Origin of the sequence: Streptomyces sp. NPDC101151 (assembly GCF_044768335.1) — a bacterium.
In the GTDB taxonomy this organism is placed as follows: domain Bacteria; phylum Actinomycetota; class Actinomycetes; order Streptomycetales; family Streptomycetaceae; genus Streptomyces.
In genome coordinates, this window is record NZ_JBIWPP010000003.1 from 462669 (window position 1) to 484430 (window position 21762).

Annotated in this window: 18 protein-coding genes and 1 pseudogene; 11 read left to right on the forward strand and 8 right to left on the reverse strand. The window is 70.8% G+C overall.

What is annotated here, in order from left to right; genetic code table 11:
- Nucleotide 1: 1 nt before the first annotated feature.
- Both ACIRU3_RS07870 and ACIRU3_RS07875 read right to left on the reverse strand, forming a co-directional pair.
- Nucleotides 2–517 (reverse strand): hypothetical protein, encoded by a 516-nt coding sequence (locus tag ACIRU3_RS07870; RefSeq protein ID WP_404052877.1) that lies wholly within the window; start codon nucleotides 515–517, stop codon nucleotides 2–4.
- Between the two features lie 149 nt (nucleotides 518–666).
- Nucleotides 667–1215 carry a sigma-70 family RNA polymerase sigma factor gene (locus ACIRU3_RS07875; protein ID WP_404052880.1) on the reverse strand — a complete coding sequence of 183 codons (549 nt, stop codon included), beginning with the start codon at nucleotides 1213–1215 and terminating at the stop codon, nucleotides 667–669.
- Between the two features lie 241 nt (nucleotides 1216–1456).
- On the opposite strand from ACIRU3_RS07875, the gene ACIRU3_RS07880 reads away from it, so the two are divergent.
- Nucleotides 1457–2608, forward strand: coding sequence for a CapA family protein (locus tag ACIRU3_RS07880; RefSeq protein ID WP_404052882.1), 1152 nt, complete (start codon nucleotides 1457–1459; stop codon nucleotides 2606–2608).
- Here the strand turns inward: ACIRU3_RS07880 and ACIRU3_RS07885 are convergent, their stop codons facing one another.
- Both ACIRU3_RS07885 and ACIRU3_RS07890 read right to left on the reverse strand, forming a co-directional pair.
- On the reverse strand, nucleotides 2609–4033 hold the full coding sequence (locus ACIRU3_RS07885) for an amino acid permease (protein ID WP_404052884.1): 1425 nt from the start codon (nucleotides 4031–4033) through the stop codon (nucleotides 2609–2611).
- A gap of 524 nt (nucleotides 4034–4557) precedes the next feature.
- Nucleotides 4558–5028: a universal stress protein gene (locus ACIRU3_RS07890; RefSeq protein ID WP_404052886.1), complete on the reverse strand. Its 471-nt coding sequence runs from the start codon at nucleotides 5026–5028 to the stop codon at nucleotides 4558–4560.
- Nucleotides 5029–5117: 89 nt separating this feature from the next.
- Between ACIRU3_RS07890 and lysX the strand changes: the two genes are divergently transcribed.
- Both lysX and ACIRU3_RS07900 read left to right on the forward strand, forming a co-directional pair.
- Nucleotides 5118–8396: a bifunctional lysylphosphatidylglycerol synthetase/lysine--tRNA ligase LysX gene (gene lysX, locus ACIRU3_RS07895; RefSeq protein WP_404052888.1), complete on the forward strand. Its 3279-nt coding sequence runs from the start codon at nucleotides 5118–5120 to the stop codon at nucleotides 8394–8396.
- Nucleotides 8397–8499: 103 nt separating this feature from the next.
- A complete protein-coding gene (locus ACIRU3_RS07900; protein WP_404052891.1) occupies nucleotides 8500–9336 on the forward strand; it encodes a polysaccharide deacetylase family protein in 837 nt (278 codons plus the stop codon).
- A 30-nt stretch (nucleotides 9337–9366) separates the two neighbouring features.
- On the opposite strand, the gene ACIRU3_RS07905 is transcribed toward ACIRU3_RS07900, so the two are convergent.
- Nucleotides 9367–10053, reverse strand: coding sequence for a class F sortase (locus tag ACIRU3_RS07905; RefSeq protein ID WP_404052894.1), 687 nt, complete (start codon nucleotides 10051–10053; stop codon nucleotides 9367–9369).
- Nucleotides 10054–10734: 681 nt separating this feature from the next.
- On the opposite strand from ACIRU3_RS07905, the pseudogene ACIRU3_RS07910 reads away from it, so the two are divergent.
- Nucleotides 10735–11130, forward strand: a pseudogene (locus ACIRU3_RS07910) (hypothetical protein); the annotation flags it as partial.
- Between the two features lie 135 nt (nucleotides 11131–11265).
- Here ACIRU3_RS07910 and ACIRU3_RS07915 read toward each other — a convergent pair.
- The gene (locus tag ACIRU3_RS07915) at nucleotides 11266–12030 is read right to left on the reverse strand and encodes a hypothetical protein (protein ID WP_404052897.1); all 765 of its coding nucleotides are present in this window, start codon (nucleotides 12028–12030) and stop codon (nucleotides 11266–11268) included.
- Between the two features lie 31 nt (nucleotides 12031–12061).
- On the reverse strand, nucleotides 12062–12190 hold the full coding sequence (locus tag ACIRU3_RS07920; protein WP_404052900.1) for a hypothetical protein: 129 nt from the start codon (nucleotides 12188–12190) through the stop codon (nucleotides 12062–12064).
- 79 nt (nucleotides 12191–12269) lie between these two features.
- On the opposite strand from ACIRU3_RS07920, the gene ACIRU3_RS07925 reads away from it, so the two are divergent.
- From ACIRU3_RS07925 to ACIRU3_RS07940, 4 genes are all read left to right on the forward strand, one after another.
- Entirely contained in the window at nucleotides 12270–12716 is a 447-nt protein-coding gene (locus tag ACIRU3_RS07925) for a hypothetical protein (protein WP_404052902.1), read from the forward strand.
- Nucleotides 12717–12937: 221 nt separating this feature from the next.
- Nucleotides 12938–13909, forward strand: coding sequence for an SCO0930 family lipoprotein (locus tag ACIRU3_RS07930; protein ID WP_404052904.1), 972 nt, complete (start codon nucleotides 12938–12940; stop codon nucleotides 13907–13909).
- 295 nt (nucleotides 13910–14204) lie between these two features.
- Nucleotides 14205–15017 carry an SAM-dependent methyltransferase gene (locus ACIRU3_RS07935; RefSeq protein WP_404052907.1) on the forward strand — a complete coding sequence of 271 codons (813 nt, stop codon included), beginning with the start codon at nucleotides 14205–14207 and terminating at the stop codon, nucleotides 15015–15017.
- Nucleotides 15014–17158 (forward strand): putative bifunctional diguanylate cyclase/phosphodiesterase, encoded by a 2145-nt coding sequence (locus tag ACIRU3_RS07940; RefSeq protein WP_404052910.1) that lies wholly within the window; start codon nucleotides 15014–15016, stop codon nucleotides 17156–17158. Before ACIRU3_RS07935 ends, ACIRU3_RS07940 begins: the two co-directional genes overlap by 4 nt.
- A gap of 131 nt (nucleotides 17159–17289) precedes the next feature.
- Here the strand turns inward: ACIRU3_RS07940 and ACIRU3_RS07945 are convergent, their stop codons facing one another.
- A complete protein-coding gene (locus ACIRU3_RS07945; RefSeq protein WP_404052913.1) occupies nucleotides 17290–18183 on the reverse strand; it encodes a LysR family transcriptional regulator in 894 nt (297 codons plus the stop codon).
- Between the two features lie 120 nt (nucleotides 18184–18303).
- Between ACIRU3_RS07945 and ACIRU3_RS07950 the strand changes: the two genes are divergently transcribed.
- Genes ACIRU3_RS07950 through ACIRU3_RS07960 form a run of 3 tightly spaced genes read left to right on the forward strand, consistent with a single transcriptional unit; the run spans nucleotide 18304 to nucleotide 21670 of the window.
- Nucleotides 18304–18975: a succinate dehydrogenase gene (locus tag ACIRU3_RS07950; RefSeq protein ID WP_404053211.1), complete on the forward strand. Its 672-nt coding sequence runs from the start codon at nucleotides 18304–18306 to the stop codon at nucleotides 18973–18975.
- A gap of 2 nt (nucleotides 18976–18977) precedes the next feature.
- Nucleotides 18978–20924 (forward strand): fumarate reductase/succinate dehydrogenase flavoprotein subunit, encoded by a 1947-nt coding sequence (locus ACIRU3_RS07955; RefSeq protein ID WP_404052915.1) that lies wholly within the window; start codon nucleotides 18978–18980, stop codon nucleotides 20922–20924.
- Nucleotides 20921–21670, forward strand: a complete 750-nt coding sequence (locus ACIRU3_RS07960) for a succinate dehydrogenase/fumarate reductase iron-sulfur subunit (RefSeq protein ID WP_404052918.1) — start codon at nucleotides 20921–20923, stop codon at nucleotides 21668–21670. The genes ACIRU3_RS07955 and ACIRU3_RS07960 overlap by 4 nt, the downstream gene beginning before the upstream one ends.
- The last annotated feature ends 92 nt before the right edge of the window (nucleotides 21671–21762 follow it).

A 21762-nucleotide genomic window follows, 5' to 3' on the forward strand; every position in this document is an offset into this window, starting at 1 on the left:
CTCAAAAAAGGTGGATGGCCAGATGCCCGAGGGGCAGTCCGAGCCGCCAGGCCGGGGTCCACACCTTCGGTCCGTCGTCCTCGCCGAACACCGCTCCGCCGCCCGGCACCGCGTCCAGGTCGGGTGCCAGCAGCTCGGTCTCCTCCAGCCAGCGCCAGGCCTCGGCCGCCAGGGCGAGGTCCGGCGACGGCGTCCCGGCCCGGGCCTCATCGCCGGCCAGCTCGGCCATCCGTTCACGCACCCACTCCTGCCACGGCTGGTCGTACGCCGTCAGCGACAGCCAGGTCTCCAGCTGGGAGATCACCCGGATGCCGGAGAGTTCGCCGTCGGTGTCGGAGAGGAAGACGGTCAGCGCCAGCGCGTCCCGGCCGGCCCGGAACTCGAAGGACGTCGGCGGCATAAGATCGCCGGTGCGCAGCAGCTCGTCCGCGATGTACTCGGCGTACAACCAGGCCATGGGGACGGCCAGTTCACCGCCGTCGGTGCCGTCCGAGCTCTCGTGCCCTCTGTGCAGCATCCCTTCCTGCCTTCCTCCGGTGCCTGCGCGTCGCCCGAACCCCTGGACCCGATACCGGCCCCTGTCCGGAAACGCGGATGAGGACAGCTGATGGCCCGAACGGGGGTCACAGCAAGGCGCTTTACCGAGGTTTGACCCGACCCTCGGTTTCATCGCAGGTCGGCTGCATAACCCGGAAGGACCCGGCGCAGGGCGCGCAGCGCGTAGTACGCGCGCGACTTCACGGTACCGGGTGGAATTCCGAGGGTCTCGGCGGCTTCCGCCACACTGGCCCCGCGGAAATACACCAGTACCAGGACGTCACGGTGCTCCGGCGTGAGTGTCTTCACAGCCTCCCGGACATCGAGCGTCGCGGCGGCCCGCTCGGCGTGGTCGGCGGTCACCCGCGCGTTCTCGGGCACCTCGTCGCCGACCTCGGGCGGTCGCGCCTGCCGGGCCCGGCGTGCGTCGATGGCCAGCCGGCGGGCGACGGTCAGCAGCCAGGGCCGTACCGAGTCGAAGTCGTCGGCGTGCAGGGCCTCGGGGTGCTGCCAGGCGCGCACCAGGGTCTCCTGCACGAGGTCCTCGGCGCGCTGGCGGTCTCCGTCGCTCAGCCTCAGCAGCAGTGCGAAGAGGGGGCCGCCGTGCTCGCGCTGGAGTTCGGCCAGCTCGTGCTCGGCGGTCGTCGCCCCGTGGGTGGGTGAAGTTGCGGCCGTCATGGCCGTATGGCAGCGCAGGGCGCCGCCCGGGGACAGGGGGCGCACACGGCTCTGCGACGGACGGTCGATCGTGTCGGCGAACGGCAGTACGGGCGGCCCGCGAGTGGACGAGGCGACGCCGGATGGGCTAATTCGGGCCACTGCACTGTTTGCGCCAAGAGCCGGATTCATACCCATATGGCCATAAAACTTTGTCCGTAAATACGACGCCGATGGATACGAAGATCCCTGGGGTGAGCTGATGATCGCACGCAGGCATCAGGTGGCGCTGGCCCTGACCGCACTGCTCGTCGCCGGGGCAGCCTGCCAGAACCAGGAGCGGCAGCCGCCCGCCCGGCCGGCGCCTCCCGCGCCGGCCGTCGCCCGGAGTTTCACCCTCGTCGCCTCCGGCGACGTGCTGCCGCACGCCTCCGTCATCGAGCGTGCGGGCTTCGACGGCAACGGCACCGTCTACGACTTCCGGCCGATGCTCTCCGGTATCGAACCCGTCGTCCGCCGCGCGGATCTGGCGCTGTGTCACATGGAGACCGTCTACGGCACCGACGGGGACTACTCCGGCCACCCCGTCGTCAAGTCCCCGCCGCAGATCGCCGACGCCCTCGCGGCGGCCGGCTACGACGGCTGCTCCACCGCTTCCAGCCACGCCCTGGACGACGGCGCGCCGGGCATCCGGCGCACTCTGGACGGCATGGACCGCGCCGGTCTCCGCCACGCCGGAACCGCCCGCAGCGAGGCCGAGGCCCGCTCGGTCACGACGTTCCAGGCGGGACCGGCGAAGGTCGCGCACCTGTCATACACGAACGGCACCGGCAGCAAGCCGCTCCCGTCCGGACAGCCCTGGGCCGTCAACCCGATCGACGCGAACCGGATGATCTCCGACGCCCGCGCCGCCCGGCTGGCGGGCGCCGACGTGGTCGTCGTCTCCGTGGACTGGGGCACCGAGTGGCAGGACGCCCCCGACCAGCTGCAGCTGGCCCTCGCCCAGCGCCTGACGGCCTCGGAGACGAACGGCCGCCCGGACATCGACCTGATCCTCGGCAACCACGCCCACGTCCCGCAGGCGTACGAGAAGGTCAACGGCACCTGGGTGGTCTACGGCATGGGCGACCAGATCGCCGGCGAGATGTACAACGCCAAGGGCGTACAGGACTCGCGCGCCAACGACTCCACCATCGGGCGCTTCACCTTCACCCGGCCGACCCGGCCCGGCGAGCGCTGGCAGGTCACCGGGGCCGAGTTCATCCCGCAGATGTACGACCTCGACTCCGGCCGGGTCCGGGACCTCAATCAGGCGATCGCCGGCGGAGCCGAGCTGGAGGGCGTGCGCGACCGCATCACGGAGGTCGTCCTCAGCCGCGGCGCCGCCGCCGCCGGACTGGTCATGGGGGAGTGATCACTCGGCGGGCTGCCGTCCGGCCAGCGCGGACCGGCGGTAGGAGTAGCCGAAGTAGATCACGCAGCCGACCACGAACCACACGGCGAACCGCACCCAGGTCTGCCACTCCAGGTAGGTGATCAGCCAGATCGAGAAGACGACACCGAGCGCGGGCACGACCGGCATCCACGGCGTGCGGAAGGAGCGCGGCAGCTCCGGCTGCCGGTAGCGCAGCACGATCACCGCCACGCACACCACCACGAACGCCAGCAGGATGCCGATGTTGGTCAGCTCGGCCGCCTCACCGATCGGCAGGAACCCGGCGATGAGGGCCGAGGCCACCCCCACGATCCACGTCACGCGCGTCGGCACGTGCCGCGTCGGGTGCGTCTTGGCGAACCAGCGGGGCAGCAGACCGTCACGGGACATCGAGAACCACACCCGGGTCACACCCAGCATGAAGGTGAACATCACCGTGAGGATGCCGATGATCGCGCCCACCGCGATCACATTGGCGAGCCCGCTGAGCCCCACCGACTCGAACGCCGAGGAGAAGCCGCTCTCCGGGTCGATGTCCTTGTAGTTCTGCATGCCGGTCAGCACCAGACAGGCCGCCACGTACAGCACCATCGAGATCGCCAGCGAGTAGATGATCGCCTTCGGCATGTGCCGCTGCGCGTCCTTCGCCTCCTCGGCCGCGGTCGACATGGCGTCGTAGCCGAACACCGCGAAGAACACCGTCGCCGCACCGGTGAACGCGCCGCCGATGCCGAAGGGGAAGAAGGGATTGTAGTTCGCGCTGTTGATGTGGAACACGCCCACCCCGATCACCAGCAGCACCACCAGCACCTTCAGGGCGACCACGACCGTCTCGAAGCGGGCCGCGCTGCGGATGCCCAGGTTGAGCAGCCAGGCGATCAGCAGACACAGCACGGCCGCGAACAGATCGACCCGGTGTCCGTGCCCGGTGCCGGGCGCGCCCAGCATCCAGGAGGGCAGATTCGCGCCCATCTGTTCGACGAGGAAGCCGAAATACCCGGAGATGCCGATCGCGACCACCGCGACGATCGCCGTGTACTCCAGCAGCAGGTCCCACCCGATGAACCAGCCCGCGAACTCGCCGAGCACCGCGTAGCCGTACGTGTACGCCGACCCCGCCTTCGGGATCAGCCCCGCGAACTCGGCGTACGACAGCGCGGCGCACGCGCTGGCGACACCGGCGACGAGGAACGACACCAGCACCGCCGGCCCGGCCTTGCCATTGGCCACCGTGCCGGCCAGCGTGAAGATGCCGGCGCCGATGATGCCGCCGACACCGATCGCGGTGAGCTGCCAGAGACCGAGCGACTTGTCCAGCCGGGGGCCCTCGGCGAGTTCGGTCTCCTCGATGTGCTCGATGGGTTTGCGGCGGAGAATTCCTTCACCCGCACGGAGCTTGGCCATGCGTCTCACCTCTTAGCCGACGGCAAATGGCTGACGGCGGATCATGATGGCTCAGGGGAGTCCCGGACGGAAGACGCCACGCACGGGCGCGACGGGCTCGCTCAGGGCCGGAGCGCTCGTGGTCCTCATGCCCCGCCCGCTCGGCTTCGTGCCCCGGAGTACGGCCTCGCCTTCGCCAGGCCCTGCCGGGGCGGCCTGCTCGGCTGCTGCTCGGCTCCCGGTCGGGCCGGCCCTCGTCCGCCCCGGTGTGCCCGGCCTGGTCCCGGTGATGGTGATCGAGCTGCGACTGATCACTTGCGCGGGCGTGTGCACCCCGGTCTTCACCGCCGAGCGCCTCGAACCGGTCCCGGGCGACCGAGTGGCCCGTACGCTCGCCGCCCGGCCACCGGCAAGGCCACGACCGCCGCCCTGACCGGCCCGAGCGCCCTGTGGGGCCCGCCGTCCCGCCGTCGCCGGCTCGCGCACCGCGATCGCCCTGGCCGGAACCCCGCTGCCGGCGATCCCGCCGCTGCTGCGGGGCGCGGCTACGGAACGACCGTCACCGGCCAGCGCCCCGCCTTCACCAGCCGGATCGCCACCGACCCGATGATGCGGTGCCCGGCCTGTTCCGAGGCACCCACCACCACCGCGTCCGCCTTGAGTTCGTCGGCCGCCTTCACCAGGCCGTTGTAGGGGTCGCCGCGGAAGGTGTGGAACTCCCAGCGCACCTCGAATATCCCCTTGAGCCGCTCGGCGGCCTCCCGGATGTAGGCGACCAGGTCCTCGGCGATCTCGTCGGTCGTCTCCGCCACCGGCGCCCCGAGCGCGGCCCCGGCCGCGAGCACCGGCTGCACGTACACCACGGCCAGCAGCGCGTGCTGCCGCCGGGCCAGTCCGCCCGCGTACGCGGCCGCTCGCAGCGAGGAGTCGGAACCGTCCACCCCGACCACGATGACCTTGGGTCCGTCCGTGCCCCGCTCGAACTGATGCGCGTGCTGTTCGTGCTGCTCCGTCACATCCCGAGGTTATCGGAACCTGCGCTTCCAGCCGAGGCCCGGCCCAACTCGACGGGCGAGCGGCGCCGGCCCTTCCTAGAGTCGGAACCATGACTGCCGCCGCCGATCCGTCCGCACGGAGGGATGCCACGGGCCCGATACGCCCGCCCGCCGCCGGACGCCTCGGCTGGGTGCCCGAGGCCTGCGCGACCGTCCTCGCCGCCCTCGCCCTGCTGTGCGCCCTGCTCGCGTTCGTCGCCCCGCTGCGCCGCGTCCTGCGCCCGGTCGTCCGCACCCTCGACCTGCTCCTCATCCCCATCAGCGCCAATCTCGCCTACGCGGTGTTCCTGTTCCTGCTGGCCGCCGCCACCGCGGCCCGCAAGAAGGTCGCCTGGTGGCTGGTCGTCGTCTACCTGGGCCTGCTGGTCCTCACCGACCTCCTCGGTGTGGCCCTCGGCCAGTACCTGCAGTCGGTGCCGTCCCTGGTGCTGTGCGCCCTGCTGCTGCTCCTGCTGGTGGTGGCCCGCAAGGAGTTCTACGCCGCCTCCCGCCGCGCTGCCGTGTGGCGGGCGCTGGGCGTGCTGCTGGCCGGGCTCGTCGTGGCGATCCTGGCCGGCTGGGGCCTGGTCTCGCTCTTCCCGGGCACCCTTCCGCAGGGCCAGCACCTGGCCTGGGCGGCCGACCGGGTCTGCGGCGGGCTGGTGGCCAACAGCGCCTTCGACGGCCGCCCCCCGCGCCAGGTCACCTTTCTGCTCGGTCTGTTCGGCGCGCTCGCCCTGCTGAACGCCGCCGCCACCCTGTTCCGTTCACAGCGCCTGGAAGCGGCCCTGCACGACGACGAGGAGGCCCGGATCCGTGCCCTGCTGGGTGCCTACGGCGAACGGGACTCGCTCGGCTACTTCGCCACCCGCCGCGACAAGGCCGTCGTCTTCTCCTCCAGCGGCAAGGCCGCCGTCACCTACCGCGTCGAGGCCGGCGTGTGCCTGGCCAGCGGCGATCCCGTCGGCGACCCCGAGGCCTGGCCGCACGCCATCGCCGCCTGGCTGGAGGTGGCCCGCCGCCACGCCTGGGCACCCGCGGTGATGGGCGCCTCCGAGGACGGCGCCCGCGCCTACGCCCGGGCCGGACTCGGCGCCCTCCAGCTCGGCGACGAGGCCATCCTGCACGTGCCCGGATTCGACCTCGACGGCCGGGAGATGCGCGTCACCCGGCAGGCCGTGCACCGCGTCCGCCGCACCGGCGCCACGACCCGCATCCGCCGGCACGCCGCCCTCACCGACCGGGAGATGGAGGAGATCGTCGACAAGGCGGACGCCTGGCGGGACACCGAGACCGAACGCGGCTTCTCCATGGCCCTGGACCGGCTCGGGGACCCCGCCGACGGCGACTGCCTGCTGGTGGAGGCCCTCGGCGAGGACGGCCGGCTGCTCGCCCTGCTCTCCTTCGTGCCCTGGGGCCGCGACGGCGTCTCCCTGGACCTGATGCGCCGTGACCGCGCCGCACCCAACGGGGTCATGGAGTTCATGGTCGCCGAACTGTGCGCGGCCGCTCCGAAACTGGGGGTGCGCAGGATCTCGCTGAACTTCGCCGTCTTCCGCTCCGTCTTCGAGGAGGGCGCCCGCATCGGCGCCGGACCCGTCCTCAGACTCTGGCGCCGGCTGCTGCTGTTCTTCTCCCGCTGGTGGCAGCTGGAGGCCCTGTACCGCTCCAACGCCAAGTACCGCCCGGAGTGGTATCCGCGCTTCATCTGCTACGGAGAGACCGCCTCCCTCGCCCGCATCGGCCTCGCCTCCGGCATCGCCGAGGGATTCGTCTCCGTACCGTCCCTGCGCAAACTCTGGGGAAAGGGGCACCCGAAGACGGGGCAGCGGCCCGCCACCACCGAGGGCCTGCCCTCCCTGACGGCGCTCGGCCTCGATGGAGGGGACGAGGCCGGGACCGTCGCCCCGGGCGCGGGCCTGTCCGACCAGGTCCGCGTCCGGCACCGCACGCTCGACCGCCTGCGCGCCACGGGCACCGACCCGTACCCGGTCGGCGTGCCCGCCCCCACCCACGCCCTCGCCGGCATTCCGCAGGGCCAGGACGTCACCGTGGCCGGCCGCATCATGCTGGTCCGCGACTTCGGCGGCATCGTCTTCGTGGTCCTGCGGGACTGGTCCGGGGACCACCAACTGGCCCTCACCCGCGAGGGCTCCGGGGCCGCCCTCGACCGCTTCCGGGACGGCACCGACATCGGCGACCAGATCACCGCCACCGGCCGTGCGGGCCTCAGCGACAAGGGCGAGCCCACCGTCTTCGTCACCTCCTGGCAACTGACCGGCAAGTGCCTGCGCCCGCTGCCCGACAAGCACCGCGGCCTCGCCGACCCGGAGGCCAAGGTCCGCCGCCGCTACCTCGACCTGGTCACCAGCCCCGACGCCCGCCAGGTGATCCGGGCGCGCTCCGCCGCCGTCCAGGCCCTGCGCCGGGGGCTGCTGGACCGCGGCTTCCTGGAGGTCGAGACCCCGATGCTCCAGCAGATCCACGGCGGCGCCAACGCCCGGCCCTTCACCACCCACATCAACGCCTACGACCTCGACCTCTACCTGCGCATCGCCCCCGAGCTGTACCTGAAACGGCTGTGCGTCGGCGGTCTGGAGAAGGTGTTCGAGCTGGGCCGCACCTTCCGCAACGAGGGCGTCTCCTACAAGCACAACCCCGAGTTCACCATGCTGGAGGCCTACCAGGCGTACGCCGACTACGACGTGATGCTCGACCTGACCCGCGAGCTGATCCAGGGCGCCGCGACCGCGGCCTTCGGCTCCCCGGTCGCCCGCAAGGACGGCCAGGAGTACGACATCTCGGGACAGTGGCCGGTGAAGACAGTCTACGGGGCGCTCTCCGAGGCACTCGACGAGGAGATCGGCCCCGGCACCGAGCTGCTCAGGCTGCACCGGCTGTGCGACCGGGCGGGGGTGCCGTACACCGCCGACGACGGCCCCGGTGACGTGGTCCTGGAGATGTACGAGCGGCTGGTCGAGGAACGGACCCAGCTGCCCACCTTCTACAAGGACTTCCCGACCGACGTCTCCCCGCTCACCCGGCAGCACCGCACCGACCCGCGACTCGCCGAACGCTGGGACCTCGTCGCCTTCGGCACCGAACTCGGCACCGCCTATTCCGAGCTGACCGACCCCGTCGAACAGCGCCGCCGGCTCACCGAACAGTCCCTGCTGGCCGCCGGCGGCGACCCCGAGGCCATGGAACTGGACGAGGACTTCCTCGACGCCCTCGAGTACGCGATGCCCCCGACCGGCGGACTCGGCATCGGCGTCGACCGGCTCGTCATGTTCCTCACCGGGCTGACCATCCGGGAGACCCTGCCGTTCCCGCTGGTGCGCCGTCGCTAGGACCTGGACCAAGACGCCCGGGGTTGGGCCGACCGGGTGTATTCCCGCTGCCGTGCCGGTGTCGCTGTGGTGCGCCGGAGGCCCGCCGGGCGACTGATGGGTCATGCAGAAGGATCAGTTGTTCACGCGGCGCCGGATGCTGCTTGCATCCATCGCCGCTCTGGGGGCCACGGGTACCGCGGGAATCGTCAGGACGGGCGGTGACGACAAGGCGCTCCGCGCCGCAGCACCCGCCGCCGGCCCACAGGTGCGTCAGCCGCTCAAGTCCTCCGTCTACCGTCTCCAGCCGCTCACCGGATACGGTCCGCCGCGCACCGGGCCACGCAGGCTCAAGGTGCGGCACGAGCCCATCCTGCGGATCTCGGGACGCGGTCGGCAGATGATGCTGACGTTCGACGACGGCCCGAACCCGGACTACACCCCGCACATCCTGGACACCCTCGCCGAGTACCACGTGCGGGCGATGTTCTTCGTGTGCGGGGCGTGCGTGGTCGGCAACAGGGAACTGCTGGCCCGGATGGCCGTCGAGGGACATGTCGTCGGCAACCACACGTGGACGCATCCGCTGCTGAGCACCCTCAGCCGCAAGGAGATCCGCTCCGAGATGAAGCGGACCAGCGAAGTCATCGAGGACGCCTACGGTGAGCGCCCCCAGTGGTTCCGCGCACCGTACGGTGCCTGGAACCGCGCGGCCTACCAGATCGGCGCCGAGCTGGGCATGGAGCCGATGGCCTACACCCTGGACACCGGCGACTGGACGGAACCCGGCACGAGGACCGTCGTCGACCGGGTGGAGAGCGGAGCCGCCCCCGGGGTCGTGGTGCTTTCCCACGACGGCGGGGGCGACCGTTCACAGAGCGTCCGCGCGATCCGCGCATATCTGCCCCGTCTGCTCGACTCCGGCTATCAGCTCACCGTGCCGCGCCGCCGTTTCGCGTAAGGGCGCTTTCGCCCGCCCGGTGACGGCGGTTCATCCGACCGCGACCAGGCGGGCGAAGACGACGACATTCCCGTCGTATCCGTTCTGCTTCGAGAAACCACCGCCGCAGGTGATCACCCGCAGTTCCGGCGTGCCCTTCGAGCCGTAGACCCGGTCGCTCGGGAAACTGTTCTTCGCGAAGACCTCGACGCCGTAGATCTCGAACATCGCGGTCCTTCCGTCCTTGCGCAGGACGTCGACCCGCTTTCCCTTGTCCAGGGACCCGAGTCCGAAGAACACGGCAGGCCCCTTCTTGTTGTCGACGTGCCCGACGATGACCGCGGTGCCCTTCTCCCCGGGGGAGACCGCACCGGTGAACCAGCCCGCCAGGTTGGGGTCGTCCGGCGGCGGGGCGCCGACCCAGCCCTTGGAGTCCAGGCCGACGGCCGTGACCGGTGCGTCGACCTGGATCGCGGGGATCCGGATCCTGTCGGCCGCGGAGAACGGCAGCGCGACGGCGGGCGCGAACGTGCTCGGGGTGTCCCGGGTGTCCCGGGTGTCCCGGGTGTCCGGGGCCGCCGCCGACGCGGGCTGCGGCGGCCCGACGTCGAATTCGCCCGACCCGTTTCGCATGAGCGCCAGGCCGGTCAGCAGAACGAGCGCTATCACGCCCCATGGGGCGCGCTTACGCCGCCGCTCCTCCTCTTCGGCCAGTTCGGCCAGCTCGGACGCAGACATGTGCCATCCCCTCTCGACGCGGCCCTTACCACGTCCCTCGCGCTTGGGAAAACGCTAAGTCCCTCGCGAGCGGTGGGCGACGGGACGGCGGGCGAACGGGTGGCCCGTCACCCCGTTGGTGAGCCATCCGAGTTGCAGCAGAAAGGAATTTTCTGACGGTCCGTGACCTGCGGCAATATCCGATTGTGTGGTTTTCTCTCGGCGTGTCAGATCACCAGGACGGACCATTCTCGACATGCGGGCGTGTTCCGGGCGTCTGAGGGTCTTGTCGGGAGGCGCTTTCTCGCCGATAGACCGGGGACGGGCCCCGGGGCGTCTCCCGCGGAGGATCACATGCGAAATCAACGTGCCCTGGCGGCCGCGAGTGCAGCGGTCGCCGTGCTCGGGCTCGCCGCTCCTGTGGCCGTCGCTGACGGCATGGGCAACGGGGGCGGCCCGTCCGACAACTCCAACACCTACGTCCAGCCAGGCACCGGAAACGTCGGGAGCGGAGTCGGCGGAGTCGGCGGAGTCGTGATCGGCGGAGTCGGGAACGGACTCGGCAACGGGTTCGGGAACGGATTCGGCAACGGCAATCCCTGCCGGAACGACAACTTCGGCCAGGGGAACAATTTCGGTCAGGGAAATAACAACAACAACAACTTCTGCCGGAACGACAACTTCGGCGGCCATGGCGACGGCAACCCGCGCAACATCGTCGTCTCGCCCAGCGTGGTCGCCGCCGGCGGACGCGTCACCGTCAGTGTGGACGGCTGCCGCGGTGGCACGGCGTTCTCGCGCGCCTTCCTCCGCTCCGTCGAGCTGAGGCCGGACGGGGACGACACCTCGCGAGGCGTCGCGACGGTCGACAGCGACGCCCGCTCCGGCCGCTACGACGTCACGGTCAACTGCAACGGCCGTAACCTGACCCGCCCGGGGGCCTTCGCCGTCCTCGGCGCCGTCCAGGGCGGTATCGGCGGCAGCATCACCAGCGGTGCCACGCCGGCCGACATGGCCATCGGTGGCGGACTGGTGGCCGCGGCGGTGATCGGGGGCGGTGTCTTCTGGCTGCGTCGTCGGCACGAGAAGCGGATCTGACCGGCGCCCCGGAACCCTCTCACCGGAGCACGGGGCACGTGGTCAGGCCTTCGCCCCGATCCCTGGCGGGAACCGGGGCGAAGGCCTGCGGACGAGGTGCGGCCGTTCTGGCGCGCACGGGGCACGATGCCGCGGCTATCCCTTGATGTTCGGGAACAGGTTCAGGAACGGCCCGGCGTTCGCCGCGATGCCCCGGCTGTAGGGGGCGTCGAAGTCCCAGATGAGGAAGAGCATGAAGGCGATGGTCGCGGAGAACAGCCCGGCCAGGATCAGCTCGCGCCGGGTGCGCTGGATCTGCAGCGCGAAGACCATGCCGATGGTGATGAACGCCCCGGCGAGCAGCCCGAACCACACCACGTGCGGCATCGTCGCCCCGGTCGAGTCGGCGCGCGCGTTGCGCGCCTGGTCGGCGGCGGCCATCTGGTCCAGCACCGGCTGGTAGGCCTGCGCCTCGAAGTCGTTCTTCGGCCGGTAGTCCGTGACGTCGTGGCGAATCCGCGCCAGCAGGTCGGCACCGTACGAGGTGACATGCTCGTGGTCGGTCATCGCCTTCCACTCGGTCGTCACGACGTGTCCGACATAGGCGTTGACGTCGTCCCGAATACGGTCACGGACGTCCGGCGGATAGACCCGCACGCGTTCGGAGATCTCGTGCAGCGCCTGGGCCTCGGCCTGCACATGGTCCTCGGCGGCGCTGCGTGCCTCCCACACGCCCGCGATGGCCAGGCCCAGGACGATGGCGTACACGACGCCGATCCACATCGTCATGTACTCGATGACGTCCGGGGTCTCGCTGGGGTCCTCGTTCTCGGGAGCCCTCTTGTGCCGTACGACGGTGATGACGACCACCACGGCACAGGCCCCCAGCATCGCGAGGACGAGAACAAGCCAATCCGACAACAGGTGCCTCCTGAAGTGAGCCGCCGGCGCGTCAGCGCGGGCGCAGCGCCGCGACCGCGACGATCGCGGGAACGGTGATGAGCAGGACGTAGGTGACCGGCGAGGTGTGCTCGGGTGCGGTGTGGCTGGTGGGCCTGGGGTGGTAGGCCGGGTAGCTCACCGGGGGCGCGGGCCGCGGCCGGGCCTTGGGCGCCGGGGTGGGCTTCGGCTTCGGCTTCGGTGCGGGCGGCGGAGTCGGCGTGGGGACCGGCCGGGGCGCCGGTGGTGCCGGGGCGGGCGGCCGCGGTTTCGGCGGAGCTTTCGGCGGGGGCGTCGGCCGTGGCTTGGGCGACGGCTTCGGCGGCGGTGCGGGGGTCGGCGTAGGGATGGGCGTCGGAGCCGGGGTGGGTGTGGGCGTCGGCGTGGGAGTGGGCGTCGGCGGCGTGGGCTTCGGGCACGGCGGGGGCGTCGGCCAGCGGTATGCGTCTCCCGCCATGGCCACGGCCACCGCGCCGTCCGGGCCCGCCGAGGCGGACGCACAGGCGTCGGCCGACGCTGTCCCGACCGGGCAGCCCACCAGGGTCCAGGTCAGTGCCACCAGGGCCAACACCCGGGTGGCGGGCGCACATCGGGTCACTTCGGGTCCATGCACGACGGAGATCATGAGGCCCGGAGCGCGTTCGTACTCCGGAGTGTGCCGGGATTGATCCGAAGGGGGGACAAAAGGCGATCAATGGTTTGACGGATCGAAGTGACCTGAGTGACCGATATGTACACTCGTGCGACCCCGCGGATCCGGACGTGCCACAGGTTCCGGAAAGATTTTCGCGCCTCCGTTGAACACTCCTGCCCCTCCGCTGCGTACCCATGGCCGTGCGGCGGCTTCAGCAAGGCGCTGCAACATTCAGGCGATATTGGGGAGTTGACGATGAAGACCTCCTGGCGGACCGCCTCACTGGTGGCCACAGCCGCTTCGGTGCTGGCGCTGACGACGGCGTGCGGTCAGGACAACACCACGACCCCGGCGTCGGCGGCCCAGAACGTGGGGGCCACGGCCGCGGCGGGTGACTACGGCAACCCGGGCACGGGTGCCGGTACGGGCACCGCTGCGGGCAACGGATACGGTGCCGACGGCAATCAGAGTTCCGGCTCCCCGAGTCCGGCCGCCCCCGCGGGCAAGCTGACCGTGGCCAGCAACCCCGATCTGGGCAGTGTGCTGACGGACGGCTCGGGCCTCACCCTCTACCGGTTCGACAAGGACACCGCCAATCCGCCCAAGTCGAACTGTGACGGCGACTGCGCCACCACCTGGCCGCCGGTGCCCGCCGACGACGCCTCCGCGGGCGCCGGCATCGACAAGGCGCTCCTCGGCGAGGTCACCCGCGCCGACGGCACCAAGCAGCTGACCGTCGGCGGCTGGCCCGCCTACCGGTACGCCAAGGACGTCAACTCCGGTGACGTCAACGGCCAGGGCGTGGGCGGCAAGTGGTTCGCGCTCGCTCCCGACGGCAAGAAGGCCTCCACGTCCGCGCTGCCCGGTCTGTCCGTCCGCAAGGACCCCAAGCTGGGCGACGTCGTGGTGGACAAGAACGGCATGACGGTCTACCGCTTCATGAAGGACCAGGCCTGGCCCAAGTCCGTCTCGAACTGCACCGGCGCCTGCCTGGAGAAGTGGCCCGCCGTAGGCCCGGTCGGCGCCGACGACACCAAGGGCGTGAAGAAGAAGGGCCTCATGCCGTTCACCCGTCCCGACGGGGAGAAGCAGATGACGGTGAACTGCTGGCCGATCTACACCTTCGCCGGTGACAAGGCCCCCGGTGACACCAACGGTCAGGGCGTGGGCGGCACTTGGTACGCCGTCTCGCCCGACGGCAAGCCGGTCGGCGCGCCGGGCAAGTAGGAGATCACCTCCCCAGGGTCGATCACCCCGCCCGCCGGCGCCCGACCGAAGGTCCGCCCCCTCCGCACCGCACGGAGGGGGCGGACCGTTGTCGTGCGGACCGTCGAGTCGTCCGGACTCTTCCGTCATGCCGGGACAGCCATTACGGAGCGGGGTCGCATGGGCACTTGCCGCAGGCAGTGACCGGGAACGGACGGTCAATTTCCGGTTCGGGTCGCCCGTTTGGCGGGCGATCAGTAGCCTCAGCTCGAACACCGGATCGCCTGCATCTGTCGCCTACGCCATGGAGAGATACATGGAGCGTCCCGCCTGGGCCCCACGGAGCATCGACATCTCGGTGCCGAGCGTTTCGCGTATCTACGACTTCTACCTGGGCGGTTCGCACAACTTCGAGGTCGACCGGGAGGCGGCCCGCAAGGCCATGGAGTTCATGCCGGGCCTGCCGAAGATCATGCAGGCGAACCGGGCGTTCATGCGCCGGGCCGTGCGTTTCGCGGCCGAGGCGGGCATCACCCAGTTCCTCGACATCGGCTCCGGCATCCCGACCTTCGGCAGCGTCCACGAGGTGGCCCAGGCGGCGGCACCGGGCGCCCGTGTCGTCTACGTCGACCACGATCCGGTGGCGGTGGCACACAGCCAGGCGGTGCTGGCGGGCAACGACGGGGCCGACGTGATCGCCGCGGACCTGCGCAAGCCCCAGGAAATCCTCTCCAGCCCCCAACTGGAGCGCCTCATCGACCTGAACCGGCCGGTGGCCCTGCTCCTCGTTGCCATACTGCACTTCGTGGAAGACGCGGACGACCCCTACAGTGCGGTGGCCGAGCTGCGCGAGGCGCTCGCGCCCGGCAGCCTGCTGATCCTCACCCATGCCTCGTACGAGGGAATCCCGTTGCCACCGGAGCGGGCCGGGGGTGCGGTGGACGTATACAAGGACATTCGCAACCCGCTGATCATGCGCTCGCGCGACGAGATCGCGCGGTTCTTCGAGGGGTACGACATGGTGGAACCCGGACTGGTGCCGATGCCGCACTGGCGGCCGGAGTCTGCACCGGAGGACGAGGATCCGTATGCCTTCTCCGGATTCGCCGGCGTGGGGCGCACGGCGTGAGCGCGGAGCCGGACGGGCCGGAGGACAGACTGCGCCGGCTGACGACGATCTGGAGCCGGGCGGTCTTCCCGGTCACCTCCACGTCGCTGACCCGTGCGGAACTCGCGGAGCAACTGCACCCGCTCGCATGCCGGTTGAGCGAGCAGTTGCGGGCCCGCAGCTTCGACGCCGAGGCGGCCAAGGCGGTCGGCGCCGCGCTCGTCGAGGCGCACTGCACCGATCCCGAGACGCTCACCCGCACCCTGGACTGCGTAGACGCCTATCTGGTCCTCTACTGCGGCGAGGACGGCCCGCAGGACGAACTGCGCATGCGGTCCTCGCGGTTGCAGCACGCGATGGCCGCCGGGTACGCGCAGGCGCTGCGCGAGCGCACCCTCGCCGAACAAGAGGCGATCGCCCAGGCGGCGTTGCAGGCCCAGGGCGTGGTGGCGCAGGCGCTGCACGCCAGCGAGGCCCGCTTCCGTGCGGTCTTCGAAGGCGCCGCCATAGGCATCGGCATCGCCGACCTGGACGGGAACGTGCTCCAGGTCAACGAGGCGCTGCTGCGCATGTTCGGCGGCTCCGAGCCGTCCGTGCGCGGCCGCAACGTCATGGAGTGGACGCACCCCGAGGACGCCCCCCAGACCTGGCGGCTCTACGACGAGCTGGTCCGCGGCGACCGCGAGCACTACCACGTCGAGAAGGCCTTCAACCGCCCCGACGGAACGGTCCTGTGGACCAACCTGACGGTCTCCCTGCTGCGCGACGCCGACGGCAACCCGCAGTACCAGCTCGCCCTCATGGAGGACACCACCGAGCGGCGCCTGCTCAACCTCCGGCTGCGCTACGAGGCCACGCACGACGCGCTCACCGGTCTGCCCAACCGCACCCTGTTCTTCGAACGCCTGGAGAAGGTGCTCGGCGCGGGCACGGGACAGCGGTTCGGCCTGTGCTATCTCGACCTGGACGGCTTCAAGACCATCAACGACAGCCTCGGCCACGCGGCCGGCGACCGGCTGCTGGTGGAGGTCGCCGACCGGCTGCAGTCCTGCGCGACCGCGCCCGGCGAGATGGTCGCCCGGCTCGGCGGCGACGAGTTCGTGGCGCTGACCACCGGACCCGGCACCGAGCGCGAGGTCGACGAACTGGCCGAACGCATCATGAACGCGCTCATCAGCCCCATCAGCATCGACGGGCGTGACCTGCTGGTGCGCGGCAGCCTCGGCATCGTGGAGGGCCCGGCGAGCGAGCGCACCGCGGCGGAGGTCCTGCGCAGCGCGGACATCACCATGTACCGGGCCAAGTCGGCGGGCGGCAACCGCTCCGAACTGGCCGATCCGGAGGCCGACGCCCGCGCGATCACCCGGCACGGCCTCACCACCGCCCTGCCGACGGCCCTGGAACGCGGCGAGTTCTTCATCGAGTACCAGCCCCTGGTCCACCTCGGCGACGGCAGTGTCCGCGGTGCCGAGGCGCTCGTCCGCTGGCTGCATCCGCAGCACGGTGTCCTCGGCCCCGACCGTTTCATCCCGCTCGCCGAGCACACGGGCCTGATCGTCCCGCTCGGCCGCTGGGTCCTGGAGGAGTCCATCCGGCAGGCCCGCGAATGGCGAGAACGGTACGGCGAAAAGACGCCCGCGGGCCCCCTGCGCATCAACGTCAACCTCTCCCCGTGCCAGCTCAGCCATCCCGGCCTGGTCCAGGACACGGTGGACATCCTCGAACGGACGGGCGTCACTCCGGACGCCCTCTGCCTCGAGGTCACCGAGTCGGCGCTGATCGGCGCCGACGACGACCTCCTCAAGCCCCTGCGACGGCTCGCCGAGATGGGCGTCGACATCGCCCTCGACGACTTCGGCACGGGCTACTCCAACCTCGCCAACCTGCGCCGCCTCCCGGTGAGCATCCTCAAACTGGACCGCTCGTTCACCCAGGGCATGCAGCAGTTCCCGGCCGACCCCGTCGACCTGAAGATCGTCGAGGGCATCGTCTCCCTGGCGCACAGCCTCGACCTCGCGGTCACCGTCGAGGGCGTGGAAACCGGCGCCCAGGCCGAACAACTCCGGATACTGGGCTGCGACACGGCCCAGGGCTGGTACTACGCCAGGCCGGGCCCACCGGAGCGGCTGCACGACCTGGCGCTGGTGGACGCGACGGGCTGAGCCGACGCCGCGGGGGTGTGGGGGGGGCGCACAGCCCCCCACAAAGGGGCGCGGGGAACTGCGCGACCAGCCGCAGCGCACCCGCACCCCCGAACGGCGTCGGCGGGGCAGTCGCACCGAGCACCGGCCCCTCACCGCTCCAGCAGCATCCGCTGCAGCTCGCGAGCGGCCCGAGGCGGAGCCACATCGCTCCGGTGGGCCAGCGCAATGGTCCGATGCAGCCCCGGCCGGGCCAACGGAGTGACCCGCAGTCCCCGTCCGGCCCGGGTGGCCACCATCCGCGGCACCACAGCCATCCCCAGCCCTGCCCGCACGAACCCCAACACCGCGTCCATCTCGCCCCCTTCCACCGCGAAATCCGGCTCGAAGCCCTCCGCCCGGCACGCGGCGACGGTCAACTCCCTGAGGTCGTAGCCGTGCCGGAACATCACCAGACGCTCGCCCTCCAGGTCCGCGATGCGCACGACCCGCCCGCCCTCACCCGAGATGCCCGGCGCCGGCACCTCCGGTGAGGACACCACCACGAGATCCTCGCGCAGCAGCTCCACCGTGGTCAGGGCCGGCGCGGGCGTCGGCAGCGGCAGCACGACCAGGGCGAGGTCGAGAGCGCCCCGGGCCAGCTCCCGCACCAGGTCGTGCGAGCCGCCCTCCTCGATCAGCAGCTGGATGCCCGGGTAGCGGTCGTGGAAGGCGCGCAGGACGTCCGGCAGCAGGCCCGTGCAGAGGCTCGGCGTGGCGCCGAGGCGCACCCGCCCCCGGCGCAGCTGCACCAACTCCTGCACCTCGTGCCGGGCGGTGTCCGCGTCCGCGAGGATCCGCCGGGCCAGCGGCAGCAGCGCCTCGCCCGCGTCGGTCAGGGTGATGTTGCCCCGGGCGCGCAGGAACAGGTCGGCGCCCAGCTCCCGCTCCAGCGCCTTGATCTGCTGCGACAGCGACGGCTGGGCGACATGGACCAGCTCGGCGGCCCGGGTGAAGTGCCGGGTCTCGGCGACGGCCACGAAGTACTGGAGTTGCTGGAACTGCATTCTGCCAGGATAGTCCTTGCCTATGGAAACGAGCCGGACCATGTCTTGGACCGATCGGGTCTCCCGGCCCTAGCGTGCTGTGCCATGGCTCTGGCAACGCGGACGGACCGACGGCCGTCCTTGGCGCGCACCGTGTGGGACAGCTCCGTCGGCAAGAAGACGGTGATGGCCGTCAGCGGCGTGATCATGCTGCTGTACCTGGTCGCCCACATGATCGGGAACCTGAAGATCTACTTCGGGGCGGGCGAGTTCAACCACTACGCCCACTGGCTGCGCACGGTCGGTGAACCGTTCATGCACTACGAGTGGACGCTGTGGCTCATCCGCGTCGTCCTGGTCGTCGCCGTGGTCGCCCACGCCACGTCCGCCTACCAGCTCAGCCGCCGCGACATCAAGGCACGCCCCAGCAAGTACGTGCACAAGAAGCCACGGGCGAGCTATGCCACGCGGACCATGCGCTGGGGCGGGATCATCCTCGGCCTGTTCATCGTCTGGCACCTCCTGGACCTGACCACCGGCACCGTGCACCCCGGCGGCTTCCAGGAGGGCCACCCGTACCAGAACGTGGTGGACACCTTCTCCACCTGGTACGGCAACGTCATCTACATCGTGGCGATGCTCGCGCTCGGCCTGCACATCCGGCACGGCTTCTGGAGCGCCGCCCAGACCCTCGGCGTCGGCAGCCGTGCCCGGGACCGCGCCCTGAAGAGCGTCGCCGACGTCCTCGCGCTGCTGCTCACGGCCGGCTTCATCGCCGTACCCGTGGGCGTCATGACCGGAGTGGTGAGCTGACCATGACCTACACCGACTTTGCGACCGGGGACCCGGCCGTCGACCGCAAGGCACCGTCCGGGCCGATCCACGAGCGCTGGGACAAGCGCCGCTTCGAGGCCAAGCTGGTCAATCCCGCCAACCGCCGCAAGCACACCGTGATCGTGGTCGGCACCGGCCTGGCCGGCGGCGCCGCGGGCGCCACGCTCGCCGAACAGGGCTACCACGTCGTCCAGTTCTGCTACCAGGACTCCCCGCGCCGCGCCCACTCGATCGCCGCGCAGGGCGGCATCAACGCGGCGAAGAACTACCGCAACGACGGCGACTCGATCCACCGGCTCTTCTACGACACCGTCAAGGGCGGTGACTTCCGGGCCCGCGAGTCCAATGTGCACCGGCTCGCGCAGATCTCCGTGGAGATCATCGACCAGTGCGTGGCACAGGGTGTGCCCTTCGCCCGCGAGTACGGCGGTCTGCTCGACACCCGCTCCTTCGGCGGAGTCCAGGTCTCCCGCACGTTCTACGCCCGCGGCCAGACGGGGCAACAGCTGCTGCTGGGCGCCTACCAGGCGCTGTCCCGGCAGATCGCCGCGGGCAACGTGGAGATGCACCCGCGCACCGAGATGCTGGACCTGATCGTGGTGGACGGCCGGGCGCGCGGGATCGTGGCCCGGGACCTGATCACCGGGAAGATCTCCACCTGCTTCGCGGACGCCGTCGTCCTCGCGAGCGGCGGCTACGGCAACGTCTTCTACCTGTCCACGAACGCGATGAACTCCAACGCGACCGCCATCTGGCGGGCGCACCGGCGGGGCGCCCACTTCGCCAACCCCTGCTTCACCCAGATCCACCCGACCTGCATACCGCGCACCGGCGACCACCAGTCCAAGCTCACCCTGATGAGCGAGTCGCTGCGCAACGACGGCCGGATCTGGGTGCCCAAGGCCAAGGGTGACGACCGCCCGCCGAACCGGATCCCCGAGGACGAGCGCGACTACTACCTGGAGCGCATCTACCCCGCATTCGGCAACCTGGTCCCGCGCGACATCGCCTCCCGCGCCGCGAAGAACGTCTGCGACGAGGGCAGGGGGGTCGGCCCCGGCGGGCAGGGCGTCTACCTGGACTTCGCCGACGCGATCCAGCGGATGGGCCGGGGGGCCGTCGAGGCGAAGTACGGCAACCTCTTCGACATGTACCAGCGGATCACCGACGAGGATCCGTACGAGGTGCCGATGCGGATCTATCCGGCCGTGCACTACACGATGGGCGGCCTGTGGGTCGACTACGACCTGCAGACCACCGTCCCGGGCCTGTTCGCCGTCGGCGAGGCCAACTTCTCCGACCACGGAGCCAACCGCCTCGGCGCGTCCGCGCTGATGCAGGGTCTGGCCGACGGCTACTTCGTGCTGCCGGCCACCATCAACGACTACCTGGCGCGCCACCCGCACCAGGACCCGGTGACCGCCGCACACCCGGTGGTCCAGGAGGCGCTGGCCGAGACGGAGGACCGCGTCAACCTGCTCCTCGCCGTCGACGGCGACCGCACCCCCGACTCCTTCCACCGCGAACTCGGCGAACTGATGTGGGAGTTCTGCGGCATGGCCCGCACCGACTCCGGCCTGCGCAAGGCGCTGGAGCGCATCCCGCAGATCCGCGAGGAGTTCTGGCGGCGCATCAAGGTGCCCGGCACCGGCGAGGAGTTCAACCAGTCGCTGGAGAAGGCCAACCGCATCGTCGACTACCTGGAGCTGGCCGAGCTGATGTGCCTCGACGCGCTGAACCGCTCCGAGTCCTGCGGCGGCCACTTCCGCGAGGAGTCCCAGACCCCGGACGGCGAGGCCGCCCGCAGGGACGACGAGTTCGCCTACGCGGCGGCCTGGGAGTTCACGGGTACGGGCGAGGCCCCGATCCTGCACAAGGAAGACCTGGTCTTCGAGTACGTCCACCCCACCCAGCGGAGCTACGCATGAAGCTCACCCTGCGCGTCTGGCGGCAGCAGAACGCCGACGCCGACGGCGCCATGTCCACGTACGAGGTGGACGGCATCTCCTCCGACATGTCCTTCCTGGAGATGCTCGACACCCTCAACGAGGAGCTCATCCTCAAGGGCGAGGACCCGGTCGCCTTCGACCACGACTGCCGCGAGGGCATCTGCGGCGCCTGCTCGCTCGTCATCAACGGCGACGCACACGGCCCGGAGCGCACCACCACCTGCCAGCTGCACATGCGGTCCTTCAAGGACGGCGACACGATCGACATCGAGCCGTGGCGGGCCTCCGCCTTCCCGGTGATCAAGGACCTGGTGGTCGACCGGTCCGCCTTCGACCGGATCATCCAGGCCGGCGGGTACGTCACCGCGCCGACCGGCGCCGCGCCCGAGGCGCATGCGACGCCGGTGCCGAAGCCGGATGCGGACTTCGCCTTCGAGCACGCCGAGTGCATCGGCTGCGGGGCGTGTGTCGCCGCCTGTCCGAACGGCGCGGCGATGCTGTTCACCTCCGCCAAGGTCAACCACCTGAACGTGCTGCCCCAGGGCGCGCCCGAGCGGGAGACGCGGGTGCTGGACATGGTGACGCAGATGGACGCGGAGGGCTTCGGCGGGTGCACGCTGACCGGTGAGTGCGCGACCGCGTGCCCGAAGGGCATTCCGCTGGTGTCCATCACGAGCATGAACAAGGAGTGGCTGCGGGCCACCCGTAAGGCGGCCAGGCGCTAGCCGTACGAAGAGACGTTCGCCGTAGAAGGCGGACGGGCGGGGCCGGGAGAGGTGCTCCTTCCGGCCCCGTCTGGTTTTCCGGCGGCTGCCTC

Bases quoted from the DNA above. Each gene is read 5' to 3' on its own strand.
- ACIRU3_RS07880 (WP_404052882.1), top strand. From the start codon at position 1,457: ATGATCGCACGCAGGCATCAGGTGGCGCTGGCCCTGACCGCACTGCTC.
- ACIRU3_RS07905 (WP_404052894.1), bottom strand. From the start codon at position 10,053: ATGTCTGCGTCCGAGCTGGCCGAACTGGCCGAAGAGGAGGAGCGGCGG.
- ACIRU3_RS07870 (WP_404052877.1), bottom strand. From the start codon at position 517: ATGCTGCACAGAGGGCACGAGAGCTCGGACGGCACCGACGGCGGTGAA.
- ACIRU3_RS07960 (WP_404052918.1), top strand. From the start codon at position 20,921: ATGAAGCTCACCCTGCGCGTCTGGCGGCAGCAGAACGCCGACGCCGAC.
- ACIRU3_RS07900 (WP_404052891.1), top strand. From the start codon at position 8,500: ATGCAGAAGGATCAGTTGTTCACGCGGCGCCGGATGCTGCTTGCATCC.
- ACIRU3_RS07885 (WP_404052884.1), bottom strand. From the start codon at position 4,033: ATGGCCAAGCTCCGTGCGGGTGAAGGAATTCTCCGCCGCAAACCCATC.
- ACIRU3_RS07875 (WP_404052880.1), bottom strand. From the start codon at position 1,215: ATGACGGCCGCAACTTCACCCACCCACGGGGCGACGACCGCCGAGCAC.
- ACIRU3_RS07930 (WP_404052904.1), top strand. From the start codon at position 12,938: ATGAAGACCTCCTGGCGGACCGCCTCACTGGTGGCCACAGCCGCTTCG.
- ACIRU3_RS07955 (WP_404052915.1), top strand. From the start codon at position 18,978: ATGACCTACACCGACTTTGCGACCGGGGACCCGGCCGTCGACCGCAAG.
- ACIRU3_RS07945 (WP_404052913.1), bottom strand. From the start codon at position 18,183: ATGCAGTTCCAGCAACTCCAGTACTTCGTGGCCGTCGCCGAGACCCGG.
- ACIRU3_RS07935 (WP_404052907.1), top strand. From the start codon at position 14,205: ATGGAGCGTCCCGCCTGGGCCCCACGGAGCATCGACATCTCGGTGCCG.
- lysX (WP_404052888.1), top strand. From the start codon at position 5,118: ATGACTGCCGCCGCCGATCCGTCCGCACGGAGGGATGCCACGGGCCCG.